This window comes from Pantoea sp. NSTU24 (genome assembly GCF_050157905.1).
Taxonomy (GTDB): Bacteria; Pseudomonadota; Gammaproteobacteria; order Enterobacterales; family Enterobacteriaceae; genus Pantoea.
Map to the genome: position 1 here is coordinate 1,982,818 of NZ_JBKIWZ010000001.1, position 12,384 is coordinate 1,995,201.

11 protein-coding genes and 1 tRNA gene are annotated in these 12,384 nt (G+C 57.3%); 5 read left to right on the forward strand and 7 right to left on the reverse strand.

The window, feature by feature from the left end; all coding sequences use genetic code 11:
* The first annotated feature begins 50 nt into the window (after positions 1–50).
* The 3 genes from ACLHDD_RS09440 (at position 51) to ACLHDD_RS09450 (ending at position 1,566) form a co-directional block, all read left to right on the forward strand.
* Positions 51–127: transfer RNA gene (locus ACLHDD_RS09440), tRNA-Pro, on the forward strand.
* Between the two features lie 438 nt (positions 128–565).
* Complete coding sequence (locus ACLHDD_RS09445; protein ID WP_111138729.1) at positions 566–769, forward strand: hypothetical protein; 204 nt, start codon at positions 566–568, stop codon at positions 767–769.
* Positions 770–840: 71 nt separating this feature from the next.
* Entirely contained in the window at positions 841–1,566 is a 726-nt protein-coding gene (locus ACLHDD_RS09450; protein ID WP_427103914.1) for a 4'-phosphopantetheinyl transferase family protein, read from the forward strand.
* 145 nt (positions 1,567–1,711) lie between these two features.
* On the opposite strand, the gene ACLHDD_RS09455 is transcribed toward ACLHDD_RS09450, so the two are convergent.
* The 3 genes from ACLHDD_RS09455 to apbE form a co-directional block, all read right to left on the reverse strand.
* Positions 1,712–3,364 carry a multidrug ABC transporter permease/ATP-binding protein gene (locus ACLHDD_RS09455; protein ID WP_427103915.1) on the reverse strand — a complete coding sequence of 551 codons (1,653 nt, stop codon included), beginning with the start codon at positions 3,362–3,364 and terminating at the stop codon, positions 1,712–1,714.
* A 95-nt stretch (positions 3,365–3,459) separates the two neighbouring features.
* Complete coding sequence (gene alkB, locus ACLHDD_RS09460) at positions 3,460–4,101, reverse strand: DNA oxidative demethylase AlkB (protein ID WP_427103916.1); 642 nt, start codon at positions 4,099–4,101, stop codon at positions 3,460–3,462.
* Complete coding sequence (gene apbE / locus ACLHDD_RS09465; protein WP_427103917.1) at positions 4,101–5,147, reverse strand: FAD:protein FMN transferase ApbE; 1,047 nt, start codon at positions 5,145–5,147, stop codon at positions 4,101–4,103. Before apbE ends, alkB begins: the two co-directional genes overlap by 1 nt.
* Before the next feature lie 171 nt (positions 5,148–5,318).
* Between apbE and ACLHDD_RS09470 the strand changes: the two genes are divergently transcribed.
* Both ACLHDD_RS09470 and ACLHDD_RS09475 read left to right on the forward strand, forming a co-directional pair.
* A complete protein-coding gene (locus ACLHDD_RS09470; protein ID WP_427103918.1) occupies positions 5,319–5,429 on the forward strand; it encodes a response regulator in 111 nt (36 codons plus the stop codon).
* A 149-nt stretch (positions 5,430–5,578) separates the two neighbouring features.
* Complete coding sequence (locus tag ACLHDD_RS09475; RefSeq protein ID WP_427103919.1) at positions 5,579–5,773, forward strand: hypothetical protein; 195 nt, start codon at positions 5,579–5,581, stop codon at positions 5,771–5,773.
* 17 nt (positions 5,774–5,790) lie between these two features.
* Here ACLHDD_RS09475 and ompC read toward each other — a convergent pair whose 3' ends face one another.
* The 4 genes from ompC to ACLHDD_RS09495 all read right to left on the reverse strand — a co-directional run bounded on the left by ompC (position 5,791) and on the right by ACLHDD_RS09495 (position 12,191).
* Positions 5,791–6,909 (reverse strand): porin OmpC, encoded by a 1,119-nt coding sequence (gene ompC / locus ACLHDD_RS09480; RefSeq protein ID WP_427103920.1) that lies wholly within the window; start codon positions 6,907–6,909, stop codon positions 5,791–5,793.
* Positions 6,910–7,508: 599 nt separating this feature from the next.
* Positions 7,509–8,678 (reverse strand): HlyD family efflux transporter periplasmic adaptor subunit, encoded by a 1,170-nt coding sequence (locus tag ACLHDD_RS09485; protein WP_427103921.1) that lies wholly within the window; start codon positions 8,676–8,678, stop codon positions 7,509–7,511.
* The gene (locus ACLHDD_RS09490; RefSeq protein WP_427103922.1) at positions 8,675–10,819 is read right to left on the reverse strand and encodes a type I secretion system permease/ATPase; all 2,145 of its coding nucleotides are present in this window, start codon (positions 10,817–10,819) and stop codon (positions 8,675–8,677) included. Before ACLHDD_RS09490 ends, ACLHDD_RS09485 begins: the two co-directional genes overlap by 4 nt.
* 16 nt (positions 10,820–10,835) lie before the next feature.
* Entirely contained in the window at positions 10,836–12,191 is a 1,356-nt protein-coding gene (locus ACLHDD_RS09495; RefSeq protein ID WP_427103923.1) for a TolC family outer membrane protein, read from the reverse strand.
* Positions 12,192–12,384: the final 193 nt, after the last annotated feature.

Sequence of the window (12,384 nt, forward strand, 5' to 3'; positions counted from 1 at the left end):
CAGGTATCTTGCATTCATGACGATAACCAGTAGACTAATCCTCCAGTGTCCGGCACGTAGCGCAGCCTGGTAGCGCACGGTCATGGGGTGTCCGGGGTCGGAGGTTCAAATCCTCTCGTGCCGACCAAATTCTCCCGAAAAAGCAGCCTTAGCGGCTGCTTTTTTCGTTTCTGTCATCAGAAGGTCATTTTTTTCGCGCCCTGCGCAATCCGTTCTACACTTAGGTGTGTGTGGGTAACCAGAGGAGAGTTTATGACTTTTATTGAAAAAGACGATCCCACTGAAGCACCGGAATCTGGCGATAAGCAACCTTCCCCGCCAGACGAGAAGTAACCCACAAGGCCGCGTCGGAACGCGGCCTTTCTGTTTCTGCTCCGGCTTTTTGACAGATTCAGTCTTTTCTTATTCAGGTAATATTTCCTTTCTGAGCAGCCAGTTAGCCTGCAAATCGCAATTTGATCGACCTCACAAAATTCGCTGCTTTCTGCGCTTTTCATCAAACTGAAACAAAAATGTCACAGAAAATACTTACTCTGGCTATCCCAGAAATTGATGGATAACTATCATGCCGATCAAAGCGAAAAGCCTGAAAGATGCAGAAGCGTTACTGCACTCAGGCATCAGCAAAGTGGAACTGGCGTATGACATTGGCAGCGACGACTTCTTCCGTCTGGCAAGCCACTGGTGCGACAGGGGCGCGCGCATCAGCAGAGGTCATCACCATTTTGTCGTCTCCCTGAAAAGTTTTGCCATCCCGCCTAACGACTGATCTCTGCGGGCACCTTGCTCTGCCCGGCTGCGCCTGATTTAATGGCTTTTTGGCCCTTGTCACGGTTTCGCATGCACTTTCCCGACCAGCCGCTGCCGCCTGTTGCAGGCGGCTTCATTCTTTCCCAGCGTCTTCACCATAATGACCCGTTACTGGCGATCGGCTGCTTTGATCCACAGCACTACCGTGATGCGCTGGCTGAGGCGTGGGGTATTCGGCTGCCTGAGCGGCTGCAGCGCGCCGTGGTTAAACGGCGGGCCGAATATCTGGCCAGCCGCCTGCTGGTGCGCGCCGTAATGGCGGAGTTCGGCATCGCCGATTTTATCCTTACTAATGCGCCTGACCGCTCTCCCCGCTGGCCTGAGGGCATTCAGGCGTCGCTGTCGCATACAACAGGCACGCTTGTGGTTGCCGCCACCCGACAGAATCTGGCTATCGGCGTCGATGTTGAGCGGTGGATGGCGGAGAACACCGCCCATGAAACAGCTGGCTATCTGATGAACGCCCGGGAGCAGCAGCTATTACGCACCCTGCCCGTTTCATTCAATGCGGCTGCGACCCTGCTCTTTTCGCTGAAAGAGAGTCTGTACAAGGCATTGTGGCCACAACTCCATCAGCCGATGGAGTTCACGGATGCGGCGCTGGTTACGGTTGACTGGTCGCAGCAGCGCGCCCTGCTGCGCCTGACGCGGACCTTCAGTACAGATTTTCCAGCCGGGACGACACTGCAGGCCACCTTTTTATGGCAGCCGCATCAGGTCATAACTCAGGTGACACATCCTGTCAAACCCGGTTAACCCCTCTGCCGGACGGCAGGTAAGGATCAGCGTGGATGAATACCGACGCATGAAGCCAGCCAGGATATCAGTCAGCTTCTGCCGCTGACTGATATCGCCTGATCTGCGGCAGAGATGCCTGTTTCTGATCGGTGCGGCCGCGAGTCTAAAGGCCGGTGTCGGTGCGTTTTACCGCGTCGAGCGTGGCAAGATCGCGCTCCCCGCCTGTCAGCTCGGTTAACTGGCCTTCGCGCATCTCCAGCAGCCGATCGGCATGAACGAAGTAGTGATCGTCATGGCTGATAGCCAGCACGGTTTTTCCTGCCTGCTGTAACCACGGCAGCAACTCGCGGTAGAAGATACGGCGGAAGTGCGGATCCTGATCGGCCGCCCACTCATCCAGCAGCAGCACGTCGCGCTCTTCTGCCACGGCCAGCAGCAGCGCCAGGCGTTTGCTCTGCCCTTTGGAGAGTTGCAGATTCAGTATTCTGTTGCCTTCAATCTTCAGCTTATCCTGCATCTTCAGCCGCTCCAGCCACTGCTGAACCAGCGCAGGATTCGCCGCGACACCTTCACGTCCGATGAGCCGGTCAAACAGATGTAAATCGGTAAAGACTGCCGAGAAGTGGCTGCGCCAGCGATCAAGTTCGTCCGCTGTGATCGGCTTGCCATCCAGCAGCAATGTCCCGGACTGAGGCCGGTAAAGCCCGGTCAGCAGCATCGCCAGCGTCGATTTTCCGCTGCCGTTACCGCCGATCAGAAATACCAGCTCTCCACGGCGTAGCGTCAGGTTAACCGGTCCTACCTTGAAACCGTTGTCGCCATAGTGAAAAGCGACATCGCGCAGTTCCAGCGTCTGCCAGTCAGCGGTGACCGAGGGCGTGTGGAATCCCGGCTGCCAGGGAGCGAGGTCAAAGGCGTTGAGCTTACGAAACGCGACCTGGGCGCTGAGCAGTGTGGGTAGTGCACCCACTGCCGAAATCAGTGGCGTGCGCAAAAAGAGCAGCGTCAGGGAAAAGGTCGCCGCGACAGCAGTGTTGGCCCAGCTCAGGCTGTTTGCCATGAAAAAGACCATGCCGATAGCGCCCAGCGTCATAATATTCGACCAGTTAACCGCGCTGAGATGATAGGTGTCGGCTCGCACGATATGGTGACGCCAGGCGCGCGCATCTTCCTGATAGACGGTGTCATAAACCTGCTGCGCGCGTGAGCGATTGAGCTGCAGCTCTTTGCGCCCTTCAATCACCGTCTGGTAATCGCGATAGAGGTTATCTTCAATTTCCCGCAGCTTCGCCATGTGCCGGTAGACCCGGGAAACCAGCATCCAGCCGCCCACCAGCATCACGCCCAGCCAGAGGCTGGTCACCAGCAACATAGCGGGTGAGAGCCAGGCCAGATAGATGGCCGAGCCCAGCGTAATAATAATGCCCTGAAACAGCTCTGGCAGGCGTACAAAGGCCAGCGTAATGGCCCGTACGTCGCTGGTCAGTCCCGCCAGCAACTGAGCGCTGCCGAGCTGCTCAATACGCTCAATCCGGGTATCAAGAATTCGCTTAATAAACTCACCGCGCAGCCGCCAGACAAACTGATGGCCGAGCATCGTCAGCGCCAGCTGTGACGCCAGCGTCACCGCCATCAGCACCACCAGCTGCAGCAGAAACTGCGGCAGGACGGCAAACGAGGTGTTTATGGCGACAATCATTTCGCGGTTGATAAAGGCGATCATGCCGATTCCCAGCACGGCACTGAACAGCGTCAGCGCAATCACCCCGATAAAAGGCCAGCGGAACTGGCGAAAAACAACGCTTAGCAACGTCATGCAGACAATCCATCAGCTAAAAACTGCCTGCAGTGTAATAGGATGCTAAATGATAGCAATAGTTATTCGCATCATGCCGCTGCCATGATGGCGGATTAAAAGGCGCGGCGGAACGTCAGATTATAGCGCCAGGGCCCGACCAGCGGATGAACGCCCGGTTTCAGCGGCAGGATACCGTGATAGCGCAGGCGTGACGGCCCGCCCCACACAACAATATCGCCATGTTCCAGCAGCACGCGCTGGGTCGCATCGCCACGTTCAAAGCCACCAAACTGAAAGACTGCCGGTAAACCCAGCGACACCGAGACAATCGGCTGGCGCATATCCTTTTCATCTTTGTCCTGATGCAGCGTCAGCTTCGCCCCCGGCTCATAGCGGTTAAGCAGGCAGGCATCCGGATTAAATCCAGCGAAGCCCGCCTCGGATGCTGCCTGCTGCGCCAGCGTCCGGAACAGCGGCGGCATAGCCGGCCAGCGACGTCCGTTCAGGTTGTCCTCCTGCTGATAACGGTAGCCGCGTGAATCCACCGACCAGCCAAAATCACCGCAATTAGTCATGGCGACTGACATGCGATGCCCGCCTGGCGTAATGCGGTGGGCAAAGGGATTCTGTTCGGCAATGGTCAGCAGCTGCTGATAAAGCGCCTCTGCGTCGGCGCGCGCCCGGCGTCGCAGGATGACCGCACCGTCAGCCAGCGTCTCCTGCCAGGGTTGCTCTTCACTGAAAAGATCTAACATCAGGGTTCTCCGGATTCGGCGGGGATCAGGAAAGCAGCAAATTGTGGCGACATCCAGCTGACAAACTTATCGCCCTGCTTGCTGATCAGATAGACCGCCAGATGCTGTTGGGTCGCCAGCGCTTTGGCTTTCTCGGTGCCCAGTACCATCAGCCCGGTATCCCAGCCATCGGCTTCCAGCGCCGTGGTGGCGATCACCGTCGCTGATACCAGTTTATGCTCGATCGGTCGCCCGGTAACGGGATCGATGACATGAGAAATGCGCCGGCCGTCCAGTTCATAATAGTTGCGATAACTGCCGGAGGTGCTGATCCCATGTCCCTGCAGATCCACACGCGCCTGAACTGCGTTCTCCCGATCGGTGGGTTTCTGAATCGCTACCCGCCATGGCTGCTGCCGGGCATTGAGGCCCCGGCTCAGTACCGCGCCGCCCACCGACACCAGATAGTTATTCATCCCGAGCTGCTCCATCAGTCGCGCCAGGTGATCGGTGGCGAACCCCTCACCTACCGTAGAAAGATCGACATACAGACCTGGCAGATCTTTTTGCAGCCACTGTCCGTCCGCTCCCTGCAGTACCCGCAGATGCTGCAATCCGGTTTCTGCCCGGGCGGCCGCGATCTGTGCTGCGTCCGGCGTATGCAGAGGCTGTTTCGTCGGACCAAAGCCCCATAAATTGACCAGCGGGCCGACCGTGATATCCATCGCGCCACTGGTTTTACGGCCAATCCGCAGGGAGGTAGTGATGATATCCGCCATATTTTCACTGACTGGCTGGGGTGAGAGATCGCGGCTCTGGTTAAAGCGCGACAGTACGGAGTCCGGCTTCCACGTAGAAAGCTCGGCATCATCGGCGTCCAGTAATTGCTGAATGCGCTGCTGCAGCTCTGTTTTACGTTCGCTGCTCACACCAGCCAGGCTTACCCGCCAGACGGTGCCCATGGTTTTGCCTTCCAGCACCAGCGCAGAGGTCGCTACAGGCTTATCGCAGCCGGTCAGTATCAGCGCCAGCAGCGATACAAATAGCAGATTAATCTTATAACGCATTATTCCTCGCATGTAACACTTCATTAAAAGCCACTACAAAGCATAAACTTCGGGTAAATTAGCTTAAAGAGCGTTGAATCTTCCTGTGAACCACGAGAACATTCACCCGTCATCTACCCTGAGCCCGCCTGTCGACAGGCGATCCCTCTGAATCACATAAAGGAGCAGCAGATGATCTATATGATTCTCGCCATCGCCCTCGGCCTGTTTGTTTTTGGCAGTTACAAAGCCATTGAACAGCGCCGTCATCGCCACATGGCCTCGTCACGTCCGCGCCATTAACAGGCATAGCTGCACCTGTCTGGGGCAACGCAGCCGTGACCGGCGCGGCAAGTGTACCAAAACGGGCGAAATGTCTGTGGCTGTGAGAGCGGTAGAGCTGGCATGAATTCTGCACTGTTGAAACAGTGTTTATCCCTGAGAGGTGCAGAATGAAAAATTCACAGAAGTGGCAGTCGGTCTGGCAGCACTGGCTGAGCTTTTCAGCCTTTACCCTGGCAGGCGTGGCGTTTGAAGGCGCACGTTTTGGCTGCGTCGTGCCATCGGCGACCGTGGCGGCAAAAGCCACGAAATGGCGAAAGGCAGATGCCCCTCGCCAGCAGGATCAGGCGGGCGCGCAGCCGTAACCGCACGCCCTGAAAACTCAGAACTGGTAAACCAGGCCCAGCGCCACCACATCGTCGGTATTGATACCGGCTGCGTCGGTGAACGCGTTGTCGTCCAGCAGGTTGATCTGGTAGTCCACGTAGGTAGACATGTTTTTGTTGAAGTAGTAGGTCGCGCCAACGTCGATGTATTTTTTCAGGTTCTGTTTGCCCCAGTTCTGAATGTCGGTGCCGCGCTGAGTGACATAGGCCAGAGACGGACGCAGACCGAAGTCAAACTGATACTGTGCAACGACTTCCCAGTTATCCGCTTTATCGGCATAACCGTAGGCTGAAGCATCGTTGCTGCTGTCGCCGAAGCGGGTTGCGTTGAGGGAGCGCGAATACATCGCTGCCAGATAGACGTTGTTGGCGTCATATTTCAGACCGCCAGTGTAGACCTGCGCTTTGTCACCACGACCCAGGATACCGGAGGTGGCGCTGTTCTGATCGTTAGTGCGATCGGACTGGAAGGTTGCCGCGCCAATGCCAAAGCCTGAGCCCAGATCATAAGTGGTGCTCAGACCCCAGCCGTCGCCATTCTGACCCAGCACGTCACGACCGTTCGGTGATTCGCTGCTGTTGCCATTTTTGCCCTGATACTGCACGGCGAAGTTCCAGCCATCCACCAGACCGAAGAAGTTGTTGTTGCGGTAGGTCGCCATGCCGTTACCGCGCTGGTACATGAAGTTATCTGCGCCATAGGTGTCGCCGCCGAACTCAGGCAGCACGTCGGTCCATGCGCCAATGTCATAGGCTACGCCGTAGTTACGGCCGTAGTCGAACGAGCCTGCATCACCAAATTTCACCCCGGCAAAGCCGACGCGAGTAAAGCTGTTGGCGGTGCCTTCATCTTCAGAGTTGTTCAGCGCCGCCTGGTATTCCCACTGGCCATAGCCGGTCAGCTGATCGCTGACTTCGGTTTCGCCTTTAAAGCCAAAGCGCACGTAGGACTGGTCGCCATCGGCGCTGCTGTTGTCAGAGAAGTAGTGCAGGCCATCTACCTTCCCGAACAGGTCCAGTTTATTGCCATCTTTATTATAAATTTCAGCTGCGTTTGCTGATCCTGCTGCCACCAGCAATGCAGGGATCATCAGGGAGAGAACGCGACGTTTCATTTTATTACCCTCTGTTATGTGCCTTTTATTATTTGCCACTGCGAGCTGAACGCTTAAAAATTCAGCCGGCAGGCCATTGTTGTTTTATAGAGGGTAATAATCCACCAGGAAAATGCTACGAAATTTCCAAAACTGTTTCATAATGCGAAACAGTTATTTCTGGATGTAATTTTTGGGGAACTTATCATCAGCACGGATCGATAAAAAATGGCGCACGAATTGTTAATCCGGATCTGCATTTATGATTATCAATGGGTTACATCAGACCATTCCGAAGCACTGAATGATAAAACTTATGTCTCATCCGGGAATAAAATAGCCCCCGCTATCATCATTTATTCCATTATTACCTTCATTCTCCCCGAATGAGATGTACAACTTAATATTTCCCGCCGGACAATTTGTCCGGCTTTTTTTGTCTGCTCTCCGCCGTTTCGCTATTTCTCTGTCAACTTTCTTCACAGGATTAAAATAACGCCCGGCGGTTTCCGCACAGATTGATAAACTTTTCCCTTTTTCACTGGCGCAATGATGAAATATCCGCCATGTTAATTTACCTGTGTAATTAAGCCAGAGGCGATATCAGCGGTGCTGACTACTCAGCGTTCACGCAGCGATTCCTTCACTTTATTCAGGGGCTTAATGAGATAATCCATGACGGATTTTTGTCCGGTTTTAATTTCCACGTTGGCCACCATGCCAGGCACAATCGGGAACTTTCGTCCTGCGCGGTTGGTCAGCTCCGCTTTCTGAGTACGGACGTAGACCCGATAGTAATACTGGTCGCGTTTCACCTCGTCCTGCAGCGTATCTGGCGAGACTGTTTCGACTTCACCGGACAGATCGCCATAGATGGAAGAGTCATAGGCGGTGACTTTGACAATCGCCGCCAGTCCGGGACGGATAAAGGCGATATCACGGGGATTTATGCGCGTTTCAATCAGCAGCTGATCTTCCAGCGGCACAATTTCCATGAGTTTGCCGCCCGGCTCCAGAACGCCTCCCACCGTTGTGACCTGAATATCTTTTACGATGCCACGAACGGGCGAATAGAGCGTGGCGCGCGTCAGCTGATCCTCTTTACCGGCGGCAACCTGCAGCTGCGCATCCAGTTCCGCGTTATTTTTCACCTGCTCTTCATGGGCGCGAACCAGATAGTCGTTGCGCGCCTCATCGATTTTGCCGCGCAGGTCGCTGACCTGCCGACGCAGACGGATCACCTCCACCTGCCCTGCCGCCCCTTTCGCCACCAGCGGTTCAGTGAGCCGCAGCTCATCCTGTACCAGCCGCAGCGACTGCTGCAGGTTGCTGATGGTTTCCGTGAGGTTGCGACGGCGTGATTCATAGAGCTGGCGTTCCCGCAGCACCAGCTGCGGCTCCTTCAGCGTTTCCGCGCTGAAAGTCAGGGGCGTGCCTGCCAGCTCCGCCTCCAGTCGCTCTGAGGAGGCACGTAGCGTGCGCACTTTAGCCTGCGCCTCGCCGAAGTTTGACTGAAAGCGCGTCGGATCGAGCGTCGCCAGCACCTGCCCTTTCTCGACAATATCGCCTTCATGGACATTAAGCTGTTTGACGATGCCGCCATCCAGACTGTCAATGACCTGCGCACGGCTGGAGGGCGTGACTTTGCCGGTGCCGACCGTGACCTCATCCAGAATCGCGAAGTGCGCCCAGATCAGGAAAATGACCAGCGCGGCGGTGCAGATCCAGATAATTGCCGAGGTGCGGCGTTCATGACGGGCCAGATCTTTATCTACGATAACCAGACTCATACGCCCTCTCCTTTACCTGTTGATGACGATGTCGCGGGCACCGTCGCGCGGCGCAGAATCTCGTCGCGCGGGCCATCGGCTACGATCCGACCGTTATCCATCACCACAATACGATCGACCATTTTCAGCAGCGCCGGACGGTGTGTGACCAGCAGCAGTGTCCGGCCGCTGATCCAGCCCTGAAGCTGACGAATTACATGCTCCTCAAGCTGCTCATCCATCGCCGCAGTGGGCTCATCCAGCAGCACTACCTGTGGCTGGCGCAGGATCATGCGGCTCAGCATCACCATCTGCCGCTGCCCGCCAGAGAGGCCGCGTCCGCCTTCATTGATAATGCGATCCAGGCTGGCGGCATCCTGCTGGATCAGCGACAGCGCGCCGCTGATGCGCAGCGCCTGCAGCATCTCCTGCTCGCTGGCGTGGGGATTGCCGAGCATCAGATTCTGCCGCAGCGTGCCAAAGAAGAGGCGGGAGTCATGCGAGAGCCAGCCAAGCTGTCGGCGTAAGTCAACAGGATCGATACGTTCAATGTCGACGCCATCGACAATCACCTTGCCCTGGGTCGCCTGCGCCTGACCGGCCAGAATCTTCAGCAGCGTCGATTTGCCTGCCCCGACTTTGCCCAGAATGGCGATCTTCTCGCCGGGCTTAATCTGCAGCTGCTGCACATTGAGCACACTCTTTTCGTTCTCCTCGTCATAGCTGTAATGCACATTGCGCAGATCGTACTGCCCGGTAAGCGTCGGACAGTGGGCCAGCGTCGCCGTGTCCGGCTGATCGAGCGGCTTTTTCAGCAGCTCATCCAGCCCTTTCATCGCCATTTTGGCGTGTTGCCAGCGTGAGAAGACCATGGTGAGCTGCATCAGCGGCGCGATGGTGCGCGAGGAGAGCAGGCTACAGGCGACCAGCGTCCCGGTGGTAATCTGCGAGTCGAGCACCAGATAGACGCCAAACACCAGCATCCCGGCGTAGGTCAGCTGCTGCACGGTCGAGGCCCAGCCGGTGAGGCGCGCGCCCCACAGCCGCTGCTGATTACTGATGGCGGCGCTGACCTCATGCGTCTGCTCCCACTGACGCTGGAAGTAGGGTTCGGCCTGCAGCGCCTTGATATCCTCGATGCCTTCGATGGTCTCGACCAGTACCGCATTGCGCAGCGCCCCTTCCCGCAGCCCCTCTTTCGCCAGCCGCGCCATCGGGATCTGCACCAGCAGGCCGGGAATGACGATCAGCGGGATCGCCGCCAGCGGGATCAGAACCAGCCAGCCGCCGACAAATGACATGATAAACAGGAACAGGATGACAAACGGCAGGTCGGCAGCCGCCCCGACCGTCGTCGAGGTCAGCAGCTCGCGCACCTGATCAATCTCACGCAGCTGCGAGATAAACGAGCCGGTCGATTTTGGCCGCGCCTCATTGCGGATGCTCATCGCCCGGGCAAACAGCATCGACGAGACTTTCAGATCGATACGTTTCCCCATCAGGTCGGAAACCTGGGTGCGCATCAGCCGGATAAGATACTCGATGGCTGCTGCGATCAGCACCCCGACAAACAGCACCCATAACGTGGATTCCGACTGCGCCGGGATCACCCGGTCATAGACCTGCATCGAAAAGAGGATCCCGGCCAGCGCCAGCACGTTGCTGACCACCGAGGCCAGAGAAATCTCGGTGATCCGGCGTCCCATGCCGCGAAAATTTTTCCAGAACCAGTGTGGCTCATAGGGCTGAACGAACTCGTCGATGCGCGCATCCCGGCCACGCGCCGCGACGCCAACGACGCCGACATTGCCCTGGGCGCGTGCCAGTAGCTCTGACAGGGGGCTTTCACGCACCACGTCGCCGCCTTCACTCAGCCAGTAGCGCGCCCCCTCATCGGCATCGATCTCTTCCAGCACCGCTACGCTGGCATTCTCCAGCACCAGCACTATCGGGGTGATCTCCTGACGCCAGCGCAACGTATGCTGCGGCACCATAGTCAGATGCAGCCCCAGCAGCCCGGCAAGCCTTTCCAGCTGCTGTGCTGCCGGCAGATGTTCGAACCAGCGCATCTGCTGGCGCAGGGTTTTACCCTCGGCAGGTTTGCCGAATCGCGCGGCCACACGCAGCATGGCGGCGATCCAGTTGTCCGTATTCATACTCATGATTAAAGCCTTATCCCTATTGCAGCGAAGGAAGGAGATCGCCGCTGCTTTGCTGGCGATCGATACCCATGATGTCGAGCAGATTGTCTACCGCAGCGGCATAACGTACCGTGGCGTCCCAGCCATCGTAGAGCGCGGTAATGCGTGAGCTGTCAGCCTGAAACACATCCTGTTCTACGCTGAGCAGATCGTTGAGACTGCGCTTACTCAGGCGATACTCGTCGGCGTAGACATTTCGGGTATGGTCGGCGCTGGCCAGCTGCACCTCCCCGGCCGCCTGGCGCTGCTGTGCGCCAATCATGTCGGCATAGGCTGTCGAGGCGTTCTGATTGATGGCGAGCTTGGCCTGCTGAACCGCCGCCTGGGCCGCTTCGCGATCCCCCTCGGCTGACTGGGTTTTGGCATTCACCATGCCCCCCTGATAAAGCGGGGCCTCCACCTGCAGCTGTACTTCATCATCCCAGTAGGACTGGCGATCGTTTTCATAGCGGGTACGGCCCGCCTGCACCTTAATAGTCGGCCAGTGGCCCGATTCGGCCTGGCGCACCCGCTCGCGGGCCGCCTCCTGTTTTGCCTGGGCGCTGCGCACCGCGGCGCTGCTTTCGTAGGCGATCCGGTCGAGGGTGATTTGCTGTTTCAGCAGCGCCTGCGGCAGTTCCGGCAGCGCGGCGGGGACGACGCCGGTCAGCACGGTCAGTTGCGCAGTGGCGGAGCGGAGCTGGGCGCGATACTGCTCCACCGTCGCCTGCATGGCGGCGATGCGGGTTTCTGCCTGCAGCACGTCTGACTGCGAATTAAGCCCGGCATCGGCACGCAGTTTTGCAATATCGCGCACCCGCTGCAGCGAGGCGATATTGGTGCGCGCCGTGTCGGCCAGCGCCTGATAGCGTTTGACTTCGAGATAGGCCTGCAGCGTATCTTCCGCCACGGTGGTCATCGCGTCGAACAGGCCATAACGGTAGGCATCCGACAGCGCATGTTGCTCATCAATGGCACTGCCAGTGCGACCAAAGTCATAGAGGAGCTGGCTGAGCGTGATCCCGCCGGACCCGTTGTTGTTCAGGCTGCCGGCAGAGTCGGTCTGATGGGAGCGTCCCGCCGCACCCTGCAGAGAAATCTGCGGATACCAGGCGCTGCGGGCGGCATCCAGGTCACCCTGCCCCACATGGATCTGTGCCGCCGCCTCCGAGATTTTCGGGTTGCGGGCGAAGGCGCGGAGAATAGCGTCGCGCAGCGTTAAGCTGGCAATCTGCTCTTCGCTGGGTGCAGCACGCCAGTTAAATTCGGCTTTAGGTAAGGGTGCGGCCAGGGCCGCAGGACTGACAACGCCACTCAGGGCGCATAGCAAAAAGGTTAATCGCGCTTTGTTCATTATCCATACCAACAGGGGTTCTTATCATCATGGTGTTTTTCCCGGTGAACAAAGCGTGCAAAAGGGGTGCTGCTCAGAGGATGAAGATTTTTTTCACTATTATATTTATGGTTCGCAAGCCAGACGCTACGCGACCTTTAACATTATTAGATCATTTCACCCGCAGATTCCTGCTAAAAACAGATGAAATCGT

Bases quoted from the DNA above. Each gene is read 5' to 3' on its own strand.
- alkB (WP_427103916.1), bottom strand. From the start codon at position 4,101: ATGTTAGATCTTTTCAGTGAAGAGCAACCCTGGCAGGAGACGCTGGCT.
- ACLHDD_RS09490 (WP_427103922.1), bottom strand. From the start codon at position 10,819: ATGAGTATGAATACGGACAACTGGATCGCCGCCATGCTGCGTGTGGCC.
- ompC (WP_427103920.1), bottom strand. From the start codon at position 6,909: ATGAAACGTCGCGTTCTCTCCCTGATGATCCCTGCATTGCTGGTGGCA.
- ACLHDD_RS09450 (WP_427103914.1), top strand. From the start codon at position 841: ATGCACTTTCCCGACCAGCCGCTGCCGCCTGTTGCAGGCGGCTTCATT.
- ACLHDD_RS09455 (WP_427103915.1), bottom strand. From the start codon at position 3,364: ATGACGTTGCTAAGCGTTGTTTTTCGCCAGTTCCGCTGGCCTTTTATC.
- ACLHDD_RS09475 (WP_427103919.1), top strand. From the start codon at position 5,579: ATGAAAAATTCACAGAAGTGGCAGTCGGTCTGGCAGCACTGGCTGAGC.
- ACLHDD_RS09470 (WP_427103918.1), top strand. From the start codon at position 5,319: ATGATCTATATGATTCTCGCCATCGCCCTCGGCCTGTTTGTTTTTGGC.
- apbE (WP_427103917.1), bottom strand. From the start codon at position 5,147: ATGCGTTATAAGATTAATCTGCTATTTGTATCGCTGCTGGCGCTGATA.
- ACLHDD_RS09495 (WP_427103923.1), bottom strand. From the start codon at position 12,191: ATGAACAAAGCGCGATTAACCTTTTTGCTATGCGCCCTGAGTGGCGTT.
- ACLHDD_RS09485 (WP_427103921.1), bottom strand. From the start codon at position 8,678: ATGAGTCTGGTTATCGTAGATAAAGATCTGGCCCGTCATGAACGCCGC.
- ACLHDD_RS09445 (WP_111138729.1), top strand. From the start codon at position 566: ATGCCGATCAAAGCGAAAAGCCTGAAAGATGCAGAAGCGTTACTGCAC.